Here is a 21,495-nt window from a genome sequence, read left to right on the forward strand (position 1 = left end):
GTATCGTAAAAGAATGGCTTATGGAGCTTTGTGATAACCATCTGAAATGGGTGTCATTATTTTTGGATAACAATAAAAGCAGCATTACCGGCCATGAGATTGAACAGCCTGTGTTATTACTTTGGCCTTTCGAGTATCAGGCAGTAAAAAACTTCCGGACACGTCATGGGTTAACCACACCAGAAATTGATCACCCGTTGTTGAAAACCCCGATGGCTATTGATCATCGCCCCGATTTTAACCAATGGCAGAAACCGGAGTGGTTCCAGCCTGTTATGGATAAATTAAAAGAAGCTAATCCAGCGTTGGCTTTCTTACCTGATTTATTTAAGTAATTGACTTAACGACCCTTACAACAGCTACCGGGGGTAACGAAAAATGAAAATAACGTCTGCTATGCATGACACTATTTATGACAATCGAACGCGGGATTTCGTTACCAATGGGGTAGAAAATCTCTCGGCTAACTTCTCGGCCTTGATAGCCATGCATAACATCACCGAGGAGGCTCTGGCGCAGGCAGTCACACAGAGTTATCAGTGGACTGAGGACAATGGCCGCCCAAGCCAATTGTTGGCAATACGGGTATGCTCAGCCAGGCTCTGTTTTGGTTCTTTCTTCATGCAAGATAGTCGTTTTCACACTTTAAAACAGATTGTCCTTCAAGAGTTGGATGCTCTCTACTTAGCTGATGATGATCCGATCCATAGCTATCTCATTGAGTATCAACAAGATTGGACTCGGGATTGGTTTGAGGAACAAATGTCACTGATCCTCAGCATTGTAGTACCCCAATATCAGCCAGAGACCAACCAACCTCAGTGGCATGATCCTTCTCTGGCAACCAATAAACTCTTTGTCGCAGAAGGGAGAAGCTATATGCCCGTTGATTTCGCAGAGTTCTCTGCGATGTATCAGGCTTTGCACAAGATCAGCACCCAAGCCCTGCCAGTTAACTGCGATGATCATGCCCACCTATTGCTAACCATTGCCCAATATTATGATGGGGCTTATTGTTTCAATGATCCTCTACGCCCACGTTGGCACAACTGCTTGGCGGCAAAAGAGATCTTCTTGAGGGTTTATCACCTCCAACAATGTTTCATGCAATGGTCAAATCAAATAGCGTGATGGGAAAGTGCTTACTTTTGTTGGAAACCCGGTTCATACCTATCCGTAGAAAAATCACTCAGAGAACAGGATTAACATGTCTAAACCATTGATTGTGCTGGGCGATAAAACTGATCATGGCGGAGTTGTTACTACTGCCTGTTCAGGCTTTAAAAATCAGGGCGCGATGGTCGCCTGTGAAGGGGATACAGTCGTATGCCCACAACATGGTTCTACAGTGATTGTTGGCCATGCTCAAGGATTTAGCGTTAGTGGTAAAAATGTCGCTCGTGAAGGAGACCTAACCAGTTGTGGTGCACGTTTGATAGCTAGCAGGCATGGCACAACTCATTCTGGATAACGGGTAGCATTACGCTCCCGTAGCTATCTCCCCGAGAAGGTCATAGCTGTAAAGAATAAAACGAGATTTGTAACGTGATTCATGAAACTGAGATCAACTATTACCTTTATCTGCCGGAGTCTCTGCATCAAGAGGCCGATCGCCTGATCCACTATCTGAAGCATTTCCCGTTTGAAACGCCAGAGTGCTGCCCCAAGTGCGGCCACAAGTCGTTTCGGGTAGACAACCGGGCGAGCAAACGAGACAAAACCATCAAAAACTATCGGTGTAAAAGCTGTGATGGAGGATTCAATCGCTTGTATGGAACGCCACTGGCAAGATGTCGGCAGGAGTTTATTCCTTTGTGGCCCCATATTGCTGCTTACCGCCTTTCAGGGATGACCACCGCCAAGATTAGCGAACGCCTGAATATTTCGATAGCAGGCGTTTACCATCGTGATAATGTCATCGCCGAGATAATGCGTGTGGACTATCCCGCGTTGTATGCGTGGTGGTTCCCACGTCAGCAGCGAGAGTTTGTCGAACTACCCAAAAAAGTGAGCCAGCAGTGTGAACAGTTCAAAGCCTGGCTACATGAGCTTGAGTTCAGCCAAACGGCTGATTGTTCGGAGTGTGGGCAATCTTGCTACCGTATTCATGCCCGCCCGCAGTTCTATTGCACAGGCTGTCAGCAAGGCTTCAACCTGCTAGCCAATACACCGCTGAGAAAGCACTATCATATGCCACTCTGGTCATCTTATGTCGATTGCCTGGTTCGGGGAGATACCATTTCGGATATTCAACGCCAACTGGGGGTACAGATGTTGTTACTCAATCGTTGGCGAGATAGCTTTGCGCTGACGATGAAGCAGCAAGGGTACGAAGAATTGGTGGCTTGGATAGCATGGCAGCGTAGCCGTCGCCATGTTCAAATCAATAAGCAAACGATGAATAATTTCTATACTAGGAAACGATCTGAAGATACTCGGAATTGAAAAATCATACCTTCAAGGTATCGAGGTAGTCAGCCCATTTTTGCAGCCAGACCTTACACTTATCCTCGTAGCGGTGGAGGTCATAGGTGCCCTCGATACCTTTGCGAGAATGGCCTAAAACAGCCTCTGCGACTTCGCTGGGGCATCTAAGACGAGCCAAGCCTGTACGAACTGTCGTGTGGCGTATCATGGTTAACAACTTTTTCCTTATCTTCAATAAATAATCGTTAATTATCAGCATTAACACACCAATGCATCATGACTCCTCTGATTGATGCTACTTCCTAACCAATAATCTCCTGCTGAAACGACTCGAACCAAACAGGCCAGGCAGCATTCACATTCTCCTGAAAAGCCTTGGGCTGGTAAGTCGCAAGAATCTTGGACGTTACCGCCTTAACACTGTGCCCCAATAGCAGATCAACAACCATCGGATCAATACCTGCCTCACCACTCATCAATGACGCGGCACTACGGCGAATATCATGTGTCGTGAAATCATTACCAACAATCGGGCGTAAGCGTTCTGCTGAATGTGCCATCGTTGTCTCACCAATGTAACCCCAACCAAGGCTATCGTTGGTCTTTCTTGTCCAAGACCACTCTTTTAACAACTCAATGAGTACAGCAGGGAGAGGGTAGATGCGTTCTTGCCGGGTTTTTGTTCTCGTGGCAGGCAGAGTCCAGATCCAGCTCGGACCATGTCATCTTCGTTACTTCACTCTTCCAGGCCCCCGTGACCATAAAAAAACGTATTGCTGCTTGCGATGGAGTATCACTAAGAGTGGGCCAGAGGGCGTGGTACTGTTCTTTACTAAGGCTGTTTCACTAATTTTACCGATAACGGCTGTAATGGTTTTACGTCCATGTACTTCATTTCTGAGGTGCGTAACTTGCTTGCCATGATTGACCTTACCGATCGTAACCTCAATAATGGCAAACGTCGACTCGGGGTGCCCTTAGGGGCTGAGAAATTACCCGTATTACCTGATCTGGATTATGCCAGCGTAGGGATGTCGCGGTATCTCAGCCGGTACCCGCCTTCTTGAACGCCGGTTGGGAGCATTATGTTTACTCGACCTGATGTGTTACCCGGCACCCGTGCCGCGGCCTGTTTTAACCAATTTAAACGCCAACCTCCATTGATCCACTGCCTGACCAACGAAGTGGTGCAAGAGCTGACGGCCAATGTGCTGCTGGCGCTTGGAGCTTCCCCCGCGATGGTGGTGGAGCCGGAAGAGGCCGCGCAGTTCAGCCGCGTGGCCGATGCGCTGTTGATCAATATCGGCACCCTGCATGCATCGCGAGCAGAATCAATGCTAGCCGCCATCGAGGCTGCCAATTGTGCTGAAAAACCCTGGTTACTGGATCCGGTTGCCGTTGGGGGATTGGAATATCGCGCTACCTTCGCCCGCCGTTTGCTCACCCTGCGGCCTGTGGCGATCCGTGGCAACGCGTCGGAAATCATTGCATTGAGCGGCCTGCAGACCAGCGCCCGTGGCGTAGATAGCCAGGATGACTCGCTGGTTGCATTACCCGCAGCACAGGTATTGGCGCGTAATTGCGGGGCTATTGTGGCCGTCACCGGTGAGACAGATTACATCACCGATGGCGAGCGAGACTGGGCCGTTACGGGTGGTGATGTATTAATGACGCGCGTGGTGGGGACTGGCTGTGCGCTTTCAGCGGTTGCAGCAGCATTTTGCAGTTTGCCAGGCGATCGGCTGGATAACGTTGCCACCGCTTGCCGCGTGATGGCGCTTTGTGGTGAAAGGGCCACGGCGCAGTGTTCTGGCCCTGGCAGCTTTACTGCCGCCTTCCTGGATGCCCTCTACCAACTGAGGATGGAGGATCTGCTATGAAACGGATTAACGCACTCACCATCGCTGGCACCGATCCTAGCGGCGGGGCCGGTATTCAGGCCGATCTGAAAGCCTTCTCCGCGTTGGGGGCCTATGGCACCAGCGTGATCACCGCGCTGGTGGCGCAGAATACCCGTGGCGTGCAGTCGGTATATCATATCGAACCGGCATTTGTGGCCGCCCAGTTGGATTCGGTACTCAGCGATGTGCGTATCGATAGCGCTAAAATCGGCATGTTGGCTAATGCCGATATCGTGCGGGCAGTGGCCGAGCGCCTACGCCATTACAAGCTGCCTTATGTGGTGCTGGATACGGTGATGCTGGCTAAAAGTGGTGACCCGCTGCTGGCACCGGATGCGGTGGAATCCATCCGCCGTGAGCTAATGCCATTGGTTTCCATTATCACGCCGAACTTGCCTGAGGCCGCTGCTTTGCTGGCCTGTGCTCCGGCACAAAACGAAGCGCAAATGCGTGAGCAGGGCCAGGCATTGTTGGCGATGGGCTGTCAGGCGGTGTTGATGAAGGGGGGGCATCTAAGTGAAGAGGAAAGCCCAGATTGGCTATTTGCTCCTGGCTTTGAGCAGCGCTTTAGTGCGCCGCGCATAGTGACCAGGCACACGCACGGCACCGGTTGCACCCTATCTGCGGCACTGGCTGCCCTGCGTCCGCGCCACCAGAGCTGGGCCGATACCGTGGCAGCGGCAAAAAACTACCTGCAACTGGCTTTACAGCAGGCCGATAGCCTGGAGGTGGGGCAGGGTATTGGGCCGGTGCATCATTTCCATGCCTGGTGGTGAGCCAACTTTTCCACTAGCCGATGCTAGTTGGTCAATTGCTTGATATTTTCCACCAAGCCCCCCATGATCGGGAACCAAGCCCAATGGGGCTCAGGCTGATTGATTTGTGCTAACAAAGGGAAGCAAGATGGCTGGTTATCAACCACCTTATACCATTACGCCAGCTATCCTGAATCAGGTGATTGAGGTGGGGGAGCTATTGGGGCATTGGGCTGCGCAGGCTGGGCAATCTTCACCTTTGTTACGCAAAGAGAACCGTATCCGCACCATCCAGGCGTCATTGGCCATTGAGCATAATAGCCTGTCTACTGAGCAGGTGACTGCAATTATGGACGGTAAGCGGGTGTTGGCACCGGCAAAAGATATTCAGGAAGTCCGTAACGCCATTCTTACCTATGAAAAATTGCCAAGCTGGCAAAGCCATCGTCTTGAGGATTTGTTGGTGGCACATGGCTTTTTAATGGGAGGGCTGGTCGATGCTCCGGGGCAGCTACGCAGCGGTAATGTTGGGGTATATAGGGATAAACAACTTATCCCTATGGCACCACCTGCCAACCAACTATCGCGTTTGGTTGGCGATCTGCTGGCGTGGTTAAAGCACACCGATATTCATCCACTGATCGCCAGCTCTATCTTTCACTATGAATTCGAATTTATTCATCCGTTTGCCGATGGCAATGGGCGAATGGGGCGTTTATGGCAAACGTTGATCCTCAGTGAATGGCGTTCAGAGCTAGCATGGCTACCGGTTGAAACCCTGATCCATAATCAGCAGCAGGACTATTACCGAGTCCTGGGAGTCTGTGATCGGGCTAGCGATTGCACCGCATTTATTGATTTCATGCTGGAGAAACTGGTGGCGGCATTAGCTGAAGGTATTGGCGGGCAGAAGGGGAAACCTGCCACAATGTCGGAAGAAATGTCGGAAGAAATGTCGGAAGAAATGTCGGAAGAAATGTCGGAAGAAATGTCGGAAGAAAATTTACCACCGCTTAGCCGAACGACTGAACGTGTCTTGGCCATTATTGCTGCCAACCCGTCCGTCACCATTGCCCAATTGGCGGAAACATTGGCGATGAGCAGCCGTACCATTGAGCGAAGCCTCAAGGTGCTCCAAGAAGGAAAGCGGTTAATCAGGGTTGGGGCAACAAAAAAAGGGTATTGGCAGGTAGTCTGATGACAAACGCTGAGCCAACTTTCCCGTGTAATTGTGGTCTGAGCTACTTGGAGCTACGCTTTTGATTTACCGAGGGAGAAGACCATGATAGGAAAAAAGAGGTTGCTGGGAGCCATGGTTGCGGCCCTGCTTGGATTTAGCACCGGCAGTTTTGCCGAACAGATTATCACTGCTTCAGATCTGATCCAGCAGCCGGGCTACCAAACCAGTTGGAAAAATATGGTGAAGGGCCAGGCACAGTTACCGGGTTGGGCGCGCAAAGGGATCGGCACTTCCACACCAGCCGAAACCGTCACCTGGCAAGGGAAAAGCTACCAGATCGGTAACATCTGCAAGCCGCATGACTGCGCCAATAACTTTATGATTGTGGCTTTCAAAGCAGACAAATCCCAGGCTTGGGGCGTGCGGGTTGAAGTGCCCAATAAGCCGCAGGCTATCGACCATCCGAAGAAATACGCCAAATATCAATGGTTGGGTAAACCGGATGATCAGATGAAAGCGTTGCTGAAGAAACAGTTTGAGGGTAATCCAGACTGGAAGTAACGCTGCTGAGGGGCAAAGCTATGCGCCAAGGCCGTTAAGCGGGCGTAGCATGCTACGCCCCTGCTTGAGAGGTTTGCTACTATCAGCCGATCCCGGCCTGATGCAGGTCGTGCAGATTGATTGCCCCTACCAGTACACCATCGATATCTACCACCGGAGCGGCGCTGATGTGCTGTTCGTGCAGCGCTTCCAGGGCTTCCCCGGCACGCCACTGTTCTGGCAAGCGGTAGCCGGGGCGAGTGATCGCCGGGCTGAGGCCATCATTGAGGCTATTGCCCTTCACCAACCAGCGGCGCAGGTCGCCGTCGGTAAACACGCCCACCACTTTTTGCTGTGCATCACATACGGCTACCAAGCCTAGTCCGGTACGGCTCAACTCCAGCATGGCTTCCATCACGTTGGCGCTTTCTTGCACCATCGGCAGGCGATCGCCAGTACGCATCAAATGATGGACGCGATTTAGCAGGCGAGCACCCAGGCTGCCACCTGGATGGGAGCGGGCAAAGTCCTCGGCATTAAAACCACGCTGGCGCATCAGGGCCATCGCTAATGCATCCCCCATCATCAGCGTCGTCACTCCGCTGGAGGTTGGTGCCAGGCCCATCGGGCAGGCTTCACGTTCAACGCTGATGTCCAACGTACAGGCAGCACCCAGCGCCAGTGGCGACTCTTTGCCACCGGTCATGGCAATGACTGGGATCTTGCTCTCTGCCAGCAGCGGCAGGATCAGATCCAGCTCTTTGGCGCGGCCTGAATAGGAGATGAAGATCACCACATCCTCGGCGCCGATCATCCCCAAATCGCCATGCAAGGCTTCCGCCGGATGGACGAAAAACGACGGGGTGCCGGTGCTGGCCAATGAAGCGGCAATCTTCTTGCCGATATGGCCGGATTTACCAATCCCGGAAATCACCGCCTTGCCACGGCAGTTGAGCAGCAGTTCACAGGCTTGGACAAAGTTGTCATCCAAGCGTGTCAGCAGGCGCTGCGCTTCGGTCAGCTCAATTTCCAGTGTTTCACGGGCAAAGTTGAGCAGGGCAGTGGCGTTACTCATCAAGGGGGTCTCCTACCAGAATGATATTGATACCTTTGGCCTGTAGCGCAGCCAGGTAATCCGGGTTGATGCCGTTATCGGTGATCAGAGTATCCACGACGCTCAGATCGCACACCACGTTAGGGCTTTTGCGGCCAAACTTCGAGGAATCGACCAGCAATACAATGCGGCTGGCGGCTTCACACATCGCCTTGCTGACATTATGCACCTCATTAAAGGTGGTGACACCCGCATTGAGGTCGACACCGTCGGCCCCAATAAACAGCTTGTCGAAGCTGAACTGCTGAAATGCCGATTCCGCCAGGCTGCCATGAAAGGAGGCGGATTTTTTCCGGTAGGTGCCACCGGGCATCAGGATGGTTTGATCGTTATCCAGTTCCACCAGCGCGTTAACGATAGTCAGGCTGTTGGTCATCACGGTGATGTTATTGAACTGCGCCAGATGCGGCACCATCTGCAATACCGTGCTGCCCGCGTCAAAGATCAGTGAATCGCCATCGTCGATCAGCTTGATGGCCGCATAGGCGATCTGGCGTTTCTTTTCGGTGTTGATATGGGTTTTACGATCGATGGGCTGATCGCCATCGTCACGGCTAAGCACCACGCCGCCATAGGTGCGGATCACCTCGCCTTCTTCTTCCAGCAAGGTGAGATCTTTACGGATGGTGGTGCCGGTCGTGGAAAAATGCTCTGCCAGGGCATCCACTGCCGTTTTGCCATGCCGCTGCAAGTATTCGAGGATAGCGGCTTGCCGCTGCTTTGGTTTCATAGAGATCCCTGTTCACAAGAGTTGACCATTCCTCTCGGTGATATAGTTCACTATGAAAGGTAATGTCTTTTAATGTGAAAATATCATGATTTCGGTGCGATCGCTAACGATAGTGCAGTTTGGCATGCCCGATCCTCAGGGAAGATCACATCTGGGCAGAGTTGTTGTTGGTGCATGCCATGTAACTGCGTGAGTTGTTTCGGCTGGGCGAAGATGGTCAGGCCACGCATCAGCATGCTGCCACAGACTCGTTGTTGGGCGTCAAACGCCAGCGCCAATACCACGCGGGGTTTGAACCTCCCCCCAGAGCGGCCAACGCCCACGGTGCCCAACTGGCACAGGCTCTCGAACGCGCGGTTAAAGCGTTGGAGCTGCCACCAACCCAGGGCGATTTGCATCAGCCATGCGATAACGGCGAAGGTAACTAGTGCGCTGGTCATACGGTTGTTCTCCTGTGTGAAAATGAAAGGGAGTCCGGTGATCGTCCCCTCACCCTAACCCTCTCCCACAGGGAGAGGGGACTGTACGTGCCACAAGTTTGCTCCTGCACCAGACCGCGGCTCCGGACTGGCTCCCTCTCCCTAAAACAGGTGTCCATGAGGAGCATGGTCTATGCATTGGGAGAGGGTGGGGGTGAGGGGCTGTTAGGTACATATTCTAGTTAGCCCTTATTCCCAACCCGTAAATCAGAACATCACCTGGCCACCGGTAATGTTGATCGACTGGCCGGTACAGTAAGAGGCTTTGTCGCTGGCATAAAATAGCAGCGTGTTCAGCACGTCCTGATAGTCACAGCCGCGTTTCAGCGGAACCTTATCGGTGTAATACTTCTCGACCTCTTCAGGCTTGATCCCCAGCTTCTGCGCATATTGCGGCAATAGCGACTGGAACATCGGCGACTTCAACAGGTTACCGAGCATCAGGGAGTGCACGGTGATCCCGTAATCGGCCAGATCGAGCGCCAGCGACTGCGTCAATCCAACGCCACCGAACTTGGCGGCGCTGTAGCCGGAATTATGCTTACTGCCGACCTTGCCGGATTTAGAGTTGATTTGAATGATGCGTCCGGTGATACCGTCGCGGATCATCAGGCGAGAGAACTCGCGGGCACAAAGGAAATAACCCACCAGGTTCACCTGCAAGGAGCGATCAAAGTCCCCCAGTGGGAAATCGGTGATCGGCGCGGCTTTGGCAATCCCGGCGCTATACACCAACAGGTTTGTCTGACCGAAAGCCCGGTCAACCGCGCTAGCCAGCGCGATAACGCTGGCCTCATCGGTGGCATCGGCCTGGAAACCGATGGCGCGATCGGCCCCGAACTCCTGATTGATTTGCTGTGCCACCAGATTGGCGTTGTCGGCATTCAAATCGGCGACCGCAACGCGATAACCCGCTTCAGCCAGGCCATGGCACAGGAAAGCACCCAACGTTTGGCCACCGCCAATCACTACAGCTACTTCAGACATGATCTACTCCTTATGCGATAAATTTCAGTGTGCTGCCTAACGGGATATCAGCGGGCGTGCTGCCTGTTACGTGGATCGTGCCAGGGAATTCAGCCTGAGTTTCTCCATCAAAACGTACGGTGATATGGCCCAATTCGCGCAGGTTCTGGGTGGCAACCTCTCCGACAGCGGTGATGGGGTAGCGCCGGTCGCCAAGTTCCATTACGCCCCCGGTTTGTAATTCACCGGCGGTCTCGCCGTGCTGGTGGATGAAGCAGTACTCTTCAATATCTGCCGGTGCGCCTTCGCGGAAGGTGATCAGCATGTTGTCCAACAGTGCGTCACGGGCGCAGCCGCCAATCTGGGTGATCGTGGTCTGGAAAATGGTGCTCATGGTTTTCCTCCGGGCAATTTATTGGTAGATAAAGGCCGATGCGGCCCAGGCGATCAGTACCGTAGGTGCGCCAGTGAGGAAGCGCCCAACCAATACCGAAGGGACGCCGACACGCACCGTATCCTGCTTGGCCTCTGCCAGGGACAGACCTACCGGGATAAAGTCACAGGCGGCCTGGGCGTTAATGGCGAACAACGCCGGGAGAGCCAGCTGAGGGGGGATATGGCCAAGACCAATCTGTACGCCCACCAACACGCCGATGACCTGAGCGATGACGGCGCCAGGGCCGAGGAACGGTGAAAGCAGGGGGAAGGAACAGATCAGCGCCAATGTCACCAAGCCGATTGGGCTGTTGGCCAGCGGCGTCAGGCCGTGGGCGATAAAGTCACCCAGACCAGAGGCCATGATGATGCCGATCAGCGCCGAGACGAAGGCCATAAACGGCAAAATGGTTTTTAACACGGTGTCGATGGTGTCACGTCCGGCCTGGAAAAACACCGCTACAACTGACCCCATACCCATCCCGACTTTTGCCAACAGGCCATCGCTCTGTTCGGTGATTTTTTTGCTGGTATCGTAGTCACGTACCTTTGGTTGTGGCTGTTTTTCAGTGGGCAGAGGAGTTTCAGACCCTTGTGCAACCTCAATCAGGCTGATGTTGTTTTCCCGCACGCCGGAAACGTAAATATCCTCCAGAATAAACTGCGCCAGCGGGCCAGAACGGCCAGTTGAATGAATATTGATGGTTGGGATGCGGCGTTTAGGGTAGATGCCACAACGCAACGTCCCCCCACAGTCAATAATCGCCAGGCCAATCTCTTCCGCCGGTGGTTCGCCTTCTTTGAAACCGTCGACCGCAGGCCAGCCGGTTAAATCGCTGAGCTTATCGACGATCGCCGGACGGGTACCAGCGGTGATATAGACGATTTTCTTACCGGGTTCGATAGGTAACTGTAGTGGGCCACCCCAACCGCCAGCACCTTTCTCAATACGGATATAAGCACTCATGCTGCGCTCCACAAATTAAAGTTGAACCTGGCGATCCAGTTGGATGCCCATCTTGCGTTCAAACACGCTGGTGGTGAGATCGGTGATCCAACCGCGGAAGAAGTTGGTGAACAGCCCAACCAGGAAATAACTCACTGCCAGAGGGGCCAACGGCAAACCAAGCGTGGTCAAACCGCTGGCAATTCCGAGGTAAACGAACAGTTCGCCAGGGTTGATATGGGGGAACAGGCCGTTCATGGAGTGGCAACTGTAGGAGGCTGCGGCGTAATAACTGGGTTTATATTTCTCTGGCATAAAACGTCCGAGACTCAACGTCATCGGATTACAAAACACAAAGGTGCCGATCAGGGGGAGCAGTAGGTAGCGTGAAACCGGGTTACCGGCACAGCGCTGTGCCAAACGTTCGATACGTTCCTGGCCAACAAAGTTGATCAACGCGTTCATGATAACTAACAGGCTGATCAACAACGGTAAAATGCCGGTCACCATACCGACAAACACTTCTCCGCCTTTTTGGAACAGGCCGATAAACCATTCGGCTCCGTGGGTTATTAGCTCAATCATTTTTTTCTCCTGTGATGGATGCTATGGCCTGGAGCGAAGTGCGGCTCTGTCGCCATGGGTCATACAGTAACCACTTTGCTGCGGTTTTTGTTTTAAATGGATCACACTTTGAAAGATAAATATTTTATTGTGAAAGTTAAAGATGAAAGAAAAGTAATTAATGATGAAAGGAGAGAGGGGCGAGGGCATGAAAAAGGCCCAGCAGAGCTGAGCCTTGAAGACTAATAATTTGATAAATAACGATTAAGCGATGGTAACGCTGTTGTCGAGATAGGTGTCCTGCACGGCATTGATCAGGGCGATGCCATCCTTCATCGATTTCTTGAACGCTTTACGCCCCAGGATCAGGCCCATCCCGCCAGCCCGCTTGTTGATCACGGCGGTACGCACTGACTCTTGCAGATCGTTTTCCCCTGCCGCGCCGCCAGAGTTGATTAAACCAGCACGGCCCATGTAGCAGTTTGCCAACTGGTAGCGCACCAGATCGATTGGGTGATCGGTGGTCAGCTTGTCATAGACGCGATCGTCGGTATAACCGAATTTCACCGCACGGTAGCCGCCGTTGTTCTCGGCCATTTTCTGTTTAACGATATCGGCACCGATGGTGGCCGCAATGTGGTTGGCTTGGCCGGTCAGATCGGCGCTGGAATGATAATCGACGCCATCCTTGTTGAACGCAGGGTTACGTAGATAGGCCCACAATACGGTCACCATGCCCAGTTCGTGAGCGCGCTCAAAGGCGATCGAGATCTCTTCAATCTGGCGGCGTGATTGCTCGGAACCGAAGTAAATGGTTGCACCAACCGCCACCGCACCCATGTTGAACGCCTGCTCAACGCTGGCATACAGGGTCTGGTCGTATTGCGTTGGATAGCTCAGGGTTTCGTTGTGGTTCAGTTTGACCAGGAACGGGATCTTGTGGGCATAGCGGCGGGAGACTGAAGCCAGCACGCCGTAAGTGGATGCCACGCAGTTACACCCGGCTTCGATCGCCAGTTCAACGATATTTTTCGGATCAAAATAGAGCGGGTTGGCGGCAAACGAGGCCCCGGCAGAGTGCTCCACCCCCTGATCGACCGGCAGGATAGACAGGTAACCGGTGCCCGCCAGGCGGCCATGGTTGAGCAAGGTTTGCATTGAGCGCAGCACGCTGTTTGGGCGGTTGTTGTCGATCATCACCCGATCAACAAAGTCGCCACCGGGCAGGTACAGATTTTCCGCAGGGATGGTGGTGCAGCGGTGTTGCAGAAGGTCTTCCGCTTCCTTACCTAACAATTGTGCAATATCCGTCATGATTCACTCCCGTTAAAGCTTCCTATACACCGGTAACTCTGGGTATTTGGCCACCGGCGTAGTCAAAAGCGGTGATTGAAGCTATGCAAAAGATACTAATCAAAACCTGATGATGCGAAGAGACAATAGATGCGATTGAGAAGAAATGCTATTTAGAAGGCAAAATTTGCGAGTGAGCGCTTGTTGATGGTGTCCCCTTTCCTGATCGGAGAGGGGAATTGCTTTTATTCGGCTTCAAACCAGTCGGTGTTTTGCAGGGCAATCGGGGTGATCGAGTAGATCATCTCTTGTAAATGCTCGTGAATAGCCCGCTCCGCCGCATCTGGATCCTGGGCTTTCAGTGCCTCAAAAATGCGGTAATGCTGGTGGATCAGATTCTCCGGCGGTGACACTTCGCTCAGGCTGAGGAAGCGCACCCGATCCATCGTCGCTTTGATGGTCTCGATGGTTTCCCACGCCAGGGCACAGTTGGCCATTTGCGTCAGCAGATGGTGGAATTCGTCGTCCAGCGCCAAAAACTCACGGATCTGATTATTCTGTGCCGCCAGCTCCTGGCGATGCAGGTTATGCTCCAGCGTCATCAACTGCTCGGGGGTGATGGTGGTGGCAACTCGCCGCACGATGGCACATTCTACCGCCTGACGGATAAAGCGCCCGTCGGCCACTCGTTTGGCGGAAATTTTCATCACGAAGGTACCGCGTTGCGGCAAGATCTGCACCAGCCCCGCTTCAGCCAGTTTGATAAAGGCTTCGCGCACCGGTTGGCGTGAAACGCTGAAACGGGTGGAGATCTCTTTCTCGGAAAGCAACGTGCCCGGAGGGATGGTGCAATCGACGATATCTTTGCGCAGGAAACGATAGATCTGCTGATTGACCGGGACATTATTCGTGAGGACGTACGATTCTGACATGGCGACAATCAATATATGAGAGTAGTAGTGAATGCCACCATACTAGCAGATTAACCCGTGAGAGAGGGCGGATAAATCCACCCGCATTCTATGCTTTGCTATTAACGCGCCAGCACTCTTGCCACCGTTGCTTTCGCTCCCCGCGCCAACAGCGCCAGATAAGCATTGGTCACGGCGTTGACGAAGCGTTGGTTATCCGGCAGGTCGCGTCCGAATACCGAGGTCATTTGCAGTAACGCCATCACGCGAGGCTCACCTTCAGCACTGTTGGCGACGCGTCGGGCAATTTCCTCACGCAATGGATCGCTGATGTCGATCGGTTGACCCTGTTCGTCCTTACCGCCGACGTAACGCATCCAACCCGCTACGCCCAGCGCCAGACAGTCAAAATCACTACCGTTGGCCAGATGCCAGCGCACCGAATCCAGCATGCGCTGCGGCAGCTTTTGCGTACCGTCCATGGCGATTTGCCAGGTGCGGTGCTTCAACGCCGTGTTGCGATAGCGTGCCAGCAGGGAATCGGCGTATTTCTCCAGATCGGTGCCCGGGGTGTTCAGCGTGGGAGCCTGCTCAGCCAGCATCAGATGGCGGGCGGCATTGACGTAATGCGCATCCTGCATACAGTCGCTGATATGCCGGTAACCGGCTAAATAACCCAGATAGGCCAGGAACGAGTGGCTGCCGTTCAGCATACGCAGCTTCATCTCTTCGAACGGCAAGACATCGCTGACCAGTTCGGCACCGGCTTGTTCCCATGCCGGGCGGCCCGCGACAAAATTGTCCTCAATCACCCATTGGCGGAACGGCTCGCAGGCTACGGCTGCCGGGTCCTGCACGCCGGTTTGCTGTGCGACCTGGGCCAGGGTGTCTGGCGTCACGGCTGGCACGATGCGATCGACCATGGTGGAAGGGAAGGTGACGTAGGTTTCGATCCACGTTGCCAACGCCGGATCGAGCGCTTTGGCATAGGCGGTGATCACGTTACGGGTGACATGGCCGTTTTCCGGCATATTGTCGCAAGACATTACGCTGAATGCAGATTGCCCGGCCGCTTTACGCTGAGCTAAGGCTGCGACGATGACCCCAACGGCGCTCTGCGGATGATGCGGATTAGCCAGATCCCGCATAATCAACGGATGATCCAGCTGCAACTGGCCGGTGGCGGGGGAATGACAGTAGCCTTTTTCGGTGATGGTCATGGACACAATCGCCACTTCGGGCTGGGCCAGGGCCTGGAATACGGCGTCCAGCCCGTCAACTTGCGCATGTAGCGCCTGTTTTACTACGCCCACCACTCTGCATTGCCAGGCATCGGCTGACATCTCTGCCACGCTGTAGAGCATATCTTGCTGTTTGAGATCGGCGATTTGCTGTTCGCCACCGATCAGGTTGATTTCGCAATATCCCCAGTCGCTGCCGTGCTCCTGTGCCAGGATATCGGCGTATAGCGCCTGGTGGGCGCGATGAAAGGCACCAAAGCCCAGATGAACCAGGCGCGGAACCAGTTTGCTACGATCGTACTGCGGAACAATGGCGTTGGCGGCTAACAGCTTGGTATCCATGTTAACACTCACTGTGTAATGGTCTGATTGCCGCAGAACCTTCTCTGCGGCAGAAAATTGAAGGGGATTAATGACTGCTGACGCGTTGGGCAATCGGCAGCGCAGGGCTTTCTGCGGCATCTTCCGCCAGGCTCAGGTCGCGATCTCTGACTTCTGGCATCAATATCGCGGCCAGCAAGCCGATAACGGAGTAAACGATCATCATAACGGCGATTGGCCACCAGGAATCGGTCATATTGCAGAAGATACCGGCCAATACCGGGCCGAAGCCGACCGCCACCAAACCACCGGCCTCTTTGGAGATTGCCATGCGGGTAAAACGGTTACGTGAACCAAACATTTCCGCCATGGTGATGTTTTCCAGCGCAAACAGGCCCAGCACCGCGACGTTATGGATAATAATGATCGAGGCCATAATCACGTTCACCTCATTGGTCTTATCCACAATCATCGAAATCATTGGGTAAGCCAGAATGATGGCGGAGATATTGACCAGGATATAAGGCACCCGGCGGCCGATCTTGTCGGAGAGCCAGCCAAGGAACGGGATGGTAATAAAGCCAATGGCGGAGCTGATCATCAAGGCGTCGGTAGGGATAGCCTTCTCAAACAGCAGAGTTTGCACCAGATAACCGGCCAGGAAGGTCTGGATCAGACCGGAGTTGCCTGCCTGGCCAAAACGCAGCCCGGTAGCCAGCCAGAAGGATTTGCTGCTGAACATCGCCGACAGCGAATGGGTATTGTCAGCCACGGCGTGAGCCGGTGTTGCGGTGGTGCTGTCGTCGTTAACCTTTTCAAACACCGGGCTTTCTTTCAGGTTCATACGCAGCCAGATGGCGAACAGCATGACGACCACGCTGGCCAGGAAAGGTACGCGCCAACCCCAGGCCAGCAGCTCTTCTTTAGACAGGAAGAAGAACATGACGGCCCAGATTGCAGTTGCCGACAGCGTGCCACAGTTGGTGCCCATGGCAACCAGGGAAGAGATAATCCCGCGTTTACCCTTAGGCGCATATTCCGCCAGCATGGTTCCGGCTCCGGATATTTCCGCACCGGCACCCAGCCCTTGAATAATACGCAGTAACACCAGTAATAGAGGGGCGAAAATACCGATTTGCGCATAGGTTGGCAGCACGCCGATTAAGGTGGTGCAGATCCCCATCATGGTAATGGTAATAAACAGCACCCTTTTACGGCCGATGGTATCCCCCATGCGTCCAAAGAAGAAGGCACCCGCGATACGGGCGATATAACCCGCGCCGTAGGTTCCCATCGCCAAGATTAACGCCATGGCGGCAGACTGTTCCGGGAAAAATATTTCATGGAAGACTAATGCTGCACCTAGCGAATAAAGCTGAAAATCCATAAATTCCAGTGCGGTACCAAGCCAGCCGGAAACGGCTGCCTTGATCAGATCCGAGGTACTTCTTTCCGGCTGAGTGTTGTCAATTTTTGCGTTCATCATTGTTCTGTTCTCTGCAAATTGTTGTTGTAAGGACGGCAAAGATTAGGGTCAGAAGCCCCTGTTTCTCTCCAGCTACAGCAGGCCGTAGCTGGAAAGTGGTCAGGTCAGAATTTCAGTAAAACCTTACAGCACTGCTTTTGGTCTTTTTCGAAGATCTCCATCGCTTCAAGCACTTGCGTAAACGTAAACTGATGGGTGATCAACTTCTCTGGTTGGATCTGGCGTTGCGTCATCCAGGCAATCACCTGCGGGAAGCGGTTGCTGTTGAGGCGGGAGCTGTAAATCGAGATCTCTTTGCTGGTAATGGCTTGCTGGCTGATCACGCAGGGCTCGGCAGAGAAGCCCATAATGCCAATGCGTGCGGCGGGAGAAGCCAAGCCGATCGCCTCCGGCAGAATGGCCGGGTGGCAGGCAGCATCGATGATCAGCGTTGGCCGGATGCCGAGTTTTTGTAACTCGTTGGCCAAATCAAGCTGGCTGTTGTTGATTACCACATCCGCGCCGTTGGCGGTGGCCATAGCCAGGCGCTCATCGATACGGTCAGCCACCACAATCTGTTTAACGCCGTAAACGCCGCGCAGTGCCTGAATAGAGGTGAGGCCCATCGGCCCGGCACCATACACCAATGCCACATCTAACGGGCCAGGTTGCAGTTGGCTACAGATGTTGGCAGCAATGGTGAAGGGTTCGACCATCGTGGCTTCGTTGTCTGGAATGCTGTCCGGCACCCGATGGGCATTTTTGGCCGGTAGCGTCACATATTCGCTGAATCCGCCGTCACGGTGCACGCCAATAACCTGCAGTTCGGTGCAGACGTTCGGCCTGCCCACCGAGCAGGGATAGCAATGGCCGCAGCTGACGACCGGATCGCCCACCACGCGTTCGCCGATGCGTGACGGGGCGACACCTTCGCCAATAGCGTCGATATGGCCAAAGAATTCATGGCCGATCACGCGCGGGTATTTGGCAAACGGGTTATGGCCACGGTAGATATGCACGTCGGAACCGCAGATCCCGGCGCTAGCCACACGGATCCGGACTTCACCCTGCTGCGGTGAGGGCAACGGGCGTTCTTCAATCACCAATTGCCCTGGCTGTTGAACAGTAATGCTTTTCATAGAAACTCCTCGGTTTACCAGTTCCACAGGGTGCCGTCTTCCAGGCGCGCTACCGGTAGGTAGGCCGGATCGTAGGGATATTTGGCAGCCAGTTTTTCGTCAAACTCGATGCCCAACCCTGGTTTTTCGCCTGGATGCATATAGCCGTTGTCAAACGTCCAGTTATGTGGGAACACTTCCAGCATCTGTTCGGAGTAGCCCATATATTCCTGCACGCCGAAGTTCGGCACCCACAAGTCAAAGTGCAACGCCGCCGCCATGCAGATTGGCGAAAGATCGGAAGGGCCGTGTGAGCCGGTACGCACCTGATACAGCGAAGCGAAATCGGCGATACGGCGCATGCCGGTGATGCCCCCGGCGTGGGTGATGGTGGTGCGAATGTAATCGATCAGTTGCTCTTCAATCAGCTGTTTGCAGTCCCAGATGCTGTTGAACACCTCACCGACCGCAATCGGGGTCACGGTATGCTGGCGGATCAGGCGGAAGCACTCCTGGTTTTCGGCCGGGGTAGGATCTTCCATCCAGAACAGGCGATATTGCTCAACGCTTTTGCCAAAGCGGGCCGCTTCGATCGGCGTCAGGCGGTGATGCATGTCATGCAGCAGATGTTCGTCAAAACCGAATTTGTCACGCACGGCTTCAAACAGTTTAGGGGTGAAATCGAGGTATTTCTCGGTTGACCACAGCTGCTCTTCCGGCCAGTTACCTTTGGTCGCAGGCTCATACGCCAGGCCTTTGCCCTTGGCCATGCCGTAGGTGGTTTTCATCCCTGGTACGCCACATTGAGCGCGGATCGCCTTGAAGCCCAGTTCCTTGTGCTTGGCATAATCGTCCAGCACTTCGTCAATCGAGTGGCCGGTGGTGTGGCAATACACCATGACGCCGGTACGTGAAGCGCCACCCAGCAACTGGTACAACGGCATATTGGCCGCTTTGGCCTTGATATCCCACAATGCCGTATCCACCGCAGAGATTGCCGACATAGTCACCGGGCCACGGCGCCAGTAAGCACCTTTGTAGAAGTACTGCCAGATATCTTCGATCTGGTGAGCATCGCGGCCAATCAGCTGCGGGCAGACGTGGTCTTCCAGATAAGACGCGACCGGCAGTTCGCGGCCATTCAGGGTTGCATCGCCGATCCCGGTTAGCCCGCAGTCGGTAGTGATCTTCAGGGTGACGAAATTTCTTCCAGGGCAGGTGACAAACACCTCGGCTTTAACAATTTTCATGACTTCCACATCCTGTTGTTGCTGATAACGTATGGGCGGAAATTAACCTTGAACTAACTACCATACAAGTATGATTTATGAGAATTGCCGCTGGAGATCACATTTATTGGTGGATCGCAGACATGGGGGGGGGTTATCTTGAGGTAAAAAGAGGGATGTTGGTTCGCTGGCGTGTTCAGAAGCGGGAGTTAATTTGTTGCACCAGCCCTTCACCCCAACCCTCTCCAACAGTGAGAGGGAGCTGTTTCGATGATGTGGTGGGGACGAGATGGGGTTGCCGCAGATTAAATCACTCTGTTGGAGAGGGCGTTTAGACGATGTAGTGGTTGAGCGCAGGATCTAATTTGTAGCACGTATTGTCCCCTCTCCTTGGGGAGAGGGGTAGGGTGAGGGGGTTACGTCGGGCTAACGCCTGCTCGATCTGAGCGCGTGGCTTATTTGCTTATCCCAGCAGGTCGCAATTTGGTGGCAAGCGGCACTCAATAGCATTTGGCAGCACCTCAATGCGGAAATTGCGGCCCTTCAGCGGTTCGCCATCAAGGTTAAAGGTGATTTCATGTGGCGCGGTGATTTCCAGCCATGGCAATGAGGCATCAACTACGTTGCTGTTTTCCTCACCGCTAAACAAGATATTGACCAGCGTAGGCAGCAACTCTTCGGCGGTGAGCAGGCGTACCTGCAATAAACCGTCGTTGATCAGCGCGCCAGGGCAAAGCTTTTGCCCACCCCCGGCTTGCCTGCCGTTACCGATACCGATCACCAGCGCTTCTCCGGCCCAATGGAAATCGGGCCCACGGATCTCGCAGCTGTCGGCTTTCAGCGCATCCAGGCGCAGCAGCCCATGGATGAAATAAGAAACGCCCCCCAGCGCAGACTTCAGTTTTTCCGGGGTTTCGGTGGTGATGCGGGTGCCAAAGCCGCCAGTCGCCATATTGATGAAATAGCGTTCGTCATTGACCTTGGCCAGATCGATCGGCACCGCTCGGCCCTTGATGGCTAACTGCAAGGCCAAATCTGGTTGTAGGGGAATAGAGCAGGCGGTAGCAAAGTCGTTGGCGGTGCCCAGCGGCAGTATGCCGAGTATTGGGCGAGATTCTGCGGGGAGTTGTGCCAATGCGGCAGCGACCTCATTGATGGTGCCGTCACCGCCACCGGCGATCACGGTTTCAACCCTCAGTTGGCTAGCCTCTTTGACGTAACGAGCAGCATCTCCCAGTTCCCAGGTGACGCGGACATGCAGGGTCTGGCCCTCATGGCGCAGCAGGTTCACCGCTGCGCGAACTTCCTCGTTGCCGGAGCTTTTACCATTGATGATAAGCAGTGCTGGTGCATATTGGTGCATTCCTGATCCTTGTGGCGAAAAACGAATCGGCTGTCAAAGGGTGGCCAGGTGGTTTTCCCTGTAGCTAGACCCCTAACCCAAGCTGTTAACGATAAACCACAAGCCAGTGGCGGGCCATAAGAATATTCAGGTAATGCGAGTTTGGCTGCGGCCGGGTATTTATATAGTCAATGCCCAATGGGGGGAATATCTTTCTCCCACGCGAGTTAAGCGTTGGTATTAACGGCCTTATTAATCGCTATAGAATAGTTTATATATTGCAGAGAAAATGATAAGCCGCCTGGCGTAATGCAAGAAATATCCTAAAAATGCCAATAAAATTTTCAGTTAATTGAAATTAAAGGGGATAAAAAAGAAAAGGCCAACCCAAGGGAGATTGGGCTGGCTAAGGAGGTGGTTCCTAGTATTGCTATGCAAATATTTCGTTATTAGTTTTAAGCAGCCTGATAATAACCAAGCCGCGTGCTAATTGATGTGATCTGATTCTAATATTTGCCAAAAATTGCCACCCAGGCGG

22 protein-coding genes, 1 pseudogene and 1 riboswitch are annotated in these 21,495 nt (G+C 53.5%); of the genes and pseudogenes, 8 read left to right on the plus strand and 15 right to left on the minus strand.

The features are described from left to right. The 4 genes and pseudogenes from JHD74_RS15080 to JHD74_RS15095 form a co-directional block, all read left to right on the plus strand. Positions 1 to 335, plus strand: a pseudogene (locus JHD74_RS15080) (hypothetical protein); the annotation flags it as partial. Positions 336 to 378: 43 nt separating this feature from the next. Beyond that, positions 379 to 1,131, plus strand: a complete 753-nt coding sequence (locus JHD74_RS15085; RefSeq protein WP_199062996.1) for a hypothetical protein — start codon at positions 379 to 381, stop codon at positions 1,129 to 1,131. Positions 1,132 to 1,207: 76 nt separating this feature from the next. Next, on the plus strand, positions 1,208 to 1,471 hold the full coding sequence (locus tag JHD74_RS15090; protein ID WP_199062997.1) for a PAAR domain-containing protein: 264 nt from the start codon (positions 1,208 to 1,210) through the stop codon (positions 1,469 to 1,471). A gap of 74 nt (positions 1,472 to 1,545) precedes the next feature. Continuing rightward, entirely contained in the window at positions 1,546 to 2,445 is a 900-nt protein-coding gene (locus JHD74_RS15095) for an IS1 family transposase (protein ID WP_199062998.1), read from the plus strand. Between the two features lie 284 nt (positions 2,446 to 2,729). Here JHD74_RS15095 and JHD74_RS15100 read toward each other — a convergent pair whose 3' ends face one another. Then, complete coding sequence (locus JHD74_RS15100; RefSeq protein WP_199063013.1) at positions 2,730 to 3,134, minus strand: tyrosine-type recombinase/integrase; 405 nt, start codon at positions 3,132 to 3,134, stop codon at positions 2,730 to 2,732. 250 nt (positions 3,135 to 3,384) lie between these two features. Next, a riboswitch (TPP riboswitch) is annotated at positions 3,385 to 3,476 on the plus strand. A 36-nt stretch (positions 3,477 to 3,512) separates the two neighbouring features. Here JHD74_RS15100 and thiM point away from each other — a divergent pair. The 4 genes from thiM to JHD74_RS15120 all read left to right on the plus strand — a co-directional run bounded on the left by thiM (position 3,513) and on the right by JHD74_RS15120 (position 6,824). Continuing rightward, positions 3,513 to 4,307 carry a hydroxyethylthiazole kinase gene (gene thiM / locus JHD74_RS15105; protein ID WP_024527018.1) on the plus strand — a complete coding sequence of 265 codons (795 nt, stop codon included), beginning with the start codon at positions 3,513 to 3,515 and terminating at the stop codon, positions 4,305 to 4,307. Further along, a complete protein-coding gene (gene thiD, locus JHD74_RS15110; protein ID WP_199062999.1) occupies positions 4,304 to 5,104 on the plus strand; it encodes a bifunctional hydroxymethylpyrimidine kinase/phosphomethylpyrimidine kinase in 801 nt (266 codons plus the stop codon). The genes thiM and thiD overlap by 4 nt, the downstream gene beginning before the upstream one ends. A 127-nt stretch (positions 5,105 to 5,231) precedes the next feature. Then, a complete protein-coding gene (locus JHD74_RS15115; protein ID WP_199063000.1) occupies positions 5,232 to 6,281 on the plus strand; it encodes a Fic family protein in 1,050 nt (349 codons plus the stop codon). Positions 6,282 to 6,365: 84 nt separating this feature from the next. Further along, positions 6,366 to 6,824, plus strand: a complete 459-nt coding sequence (locus tag JHD74_RS15120) for an inhibitor of vertebrate lysozyme family protein (protein ID WP_199063001.1) — start codon at positions 6,366 to 6,368, stop codon at positions 6,822 to 6,824. An 82-nt stretch (positions 6,825 to 6,906) separates the two neighbouring features. Here JHD74_RS15120 and gutQ read toward each other — a convergent pair whose 3' ends face one another. From gutQ to yegS, 14 genes are all read right to left on the minus strand, one after another. Continuing rightward, positions 6,907 to 7,878: an arabinose-5-phosphate isomerase GutQ gene (gene gutQ, locus JHD74_RS15125; RefSeq protein ID WP_024527022.1), complete on the minus strand. Its 972-nt coding sequence runs from the start codon at positions 7,876 to 7,878 to the stop codon at positions 6,907 to 6,909. After that, positions 7,871 to 8,647, minus strand: a complete 777-nt coding sequence (locus JHD74_RS15130; RefSeq protein ID WP_021178807.1) for a DNA-binding transcriptional repressor — start codon at positions 8,645 to 8,647, stop codon at positions 7,871 to 7,873. Before JHD74_RS15130 ends, gutQ begins: the two co-directional genes overlap by 8 nt. 83 nt (positions 8,648 to 8,730) lie before the next feature. Further along, on the minus strand, positions 8,731 to 9,087 hold the full coding sequence (gene gutM, locus JHD74_RS15135) for a transcriptional regulator GutM (protein WP_024527023.1): 357 nt from the start codon (positions 9,085 to 9,087) through the stop codon (positions 8,731 to 8,733). A 246-nt stretch (positions 9,088 to 9,333) separates the two neighbouring features. Further along, positions 9,334 to 10,113 (minus strand): sorbitol-6-phosphate dehydrogenase, encoded by a 780-nt coding sequence (gene srlD, locus JHD74_RS15140; protein WP_074029427.1) that lies wholly within the window; start codon positions 10,111 to 10,113, stop codon positions 9,334 to 9,336. Between the two features lie 10 nt (positions 10,114 to 10,123). After that, a complete protein-coding gene (gene srlB / locus JHD74_RS15145) occupies positions 10,124 to 10,486 on the minus strand; it encodes a PTS glucitol/sorbitol transporter subunit IIA (protein ID WP_021178804.1) in 363 nt (120 codons plus the stop codon). An 18-nt stretch (positions 10,487 to 10,504) separates the two neighbouring features. Next, a complete protein-coding gene (locus tag JHD74_RS15150) occupies positions 10,505 to 11,494 on the minus strand; it encodes a PTS glucitol/sorbitol transporter subunit IIB (RefSeq protein WP_024527025.1) in 990 nt (329 codons plus the stop codon). Between the two features lie 15 nt (positions 11,495 to 11,509). Further along, complete coding sequence (locus tag JHD74_RS15155) at positions 11,510 to 12,058, minus strand: PTS glucitol/sorbitol transporter subunit IIC (protein WP_021178802.1); 549 nt, start codon at positions 12,056 to 12,058, stop codon at positions 11,510 to 11,512. A gap of 243 nt (positions 12,059 to 12,301) precedes the next feature. Next, entirely contained in the window at positions 12,302 to 13,351 is a 1,050-nt protein-coding gene (gene fbaB, locus JHD74_RS15160) for a class I fructose-bisphosphate aldolase (RefSeq protein ID WP_021178801.1), read from the minus strand. Between the two features lie 224 nt (positions 13,352 to 13,575). Further along, positions 13,576 to 14,262: a GntR family transcriptional regulator gene (locus JHD74_RS15165; protein WP_024527027.1), complete on the minus strand. Its 687-nt coding sequence runs from the start codon at positions 14,260 to 14,262 to the stop codon at positions 13,576 to 13,578. 101 nt (positions 14,263 to 14,363) lie between these two features. Further along, positions 14,364 to 15,824 carry a mannitol dehydrogenase family protein gene (locus JHD74_RS15170; protein ID WP_024527028.1) on the minus strand — a complete coding sequence of 487 codons (1,461 nt, stop codon included), beginning with the start codon at positions 15,822 to 15,824 and terminating at the stop codon, positions 14,364 to 14,366. A gap of 67 nt (positions 15,825 to 15,891) precedes the next feature. Next, entirely contained in the window at positions 15,892 to 17,286 is a 1,395-nt protein-coding gene (locus JHD74_RS15175) for an MFS transporter (RefSeq protein ID WP_024527029.1), read from the minus strand. 107 nt (positions 17,287 to 17,393) lie between these two features. After that, a complete protein-coding gene (locus tag JHD74_RS15180; protein WP_199063002.1) occupies positions 17,394 to 18,407 on the minus strand; it encodes a Zn-dependent oxidoreductase in 1,014 nt (337 codons plus the stop codon). A 14-nt stretch (positions 18,408 to 18,421) separates the two neighbouring features. Continuing rightward, the gene (manD, locus tag JHD74_RS15185; RefSeq protein WP_024486179.1) at positions 18,422 to 19,636 is read right to left on the minus strand and encodes a D-mannonate dehydratase ManD; all 1,215 of its coding nucleotides are present in this window, start codon (positions 19,634 to 19,636) and stop codon (positions 18,422 to 18,424) included. Between the two features lie 442 nt (positions 19,637 to 20,078). Beyond that, a complete protein-coding gene (gene yegS / locus JHD74_RS15190) occupies positions 20,079 to 20,978 on the minus strand; it encodes a lipid kinase YegS (protein ID WP_074029415.1) in 900 nt (299 codons plus the stop codon). Between the last annotated feature and the right edge of the window lie 517 nt (positions 20,979 to 21,495).

The organism is Serratia sp. ASV30, assembly GCF_016428815.1.
GTDB classification, from domain to species: domain Bacteria; phylum Pseudomonadota; class Gammaproteobacteria; order Enterobacterales; family Enterobacteriaceae; genus Chania; species Chania fonticola_C.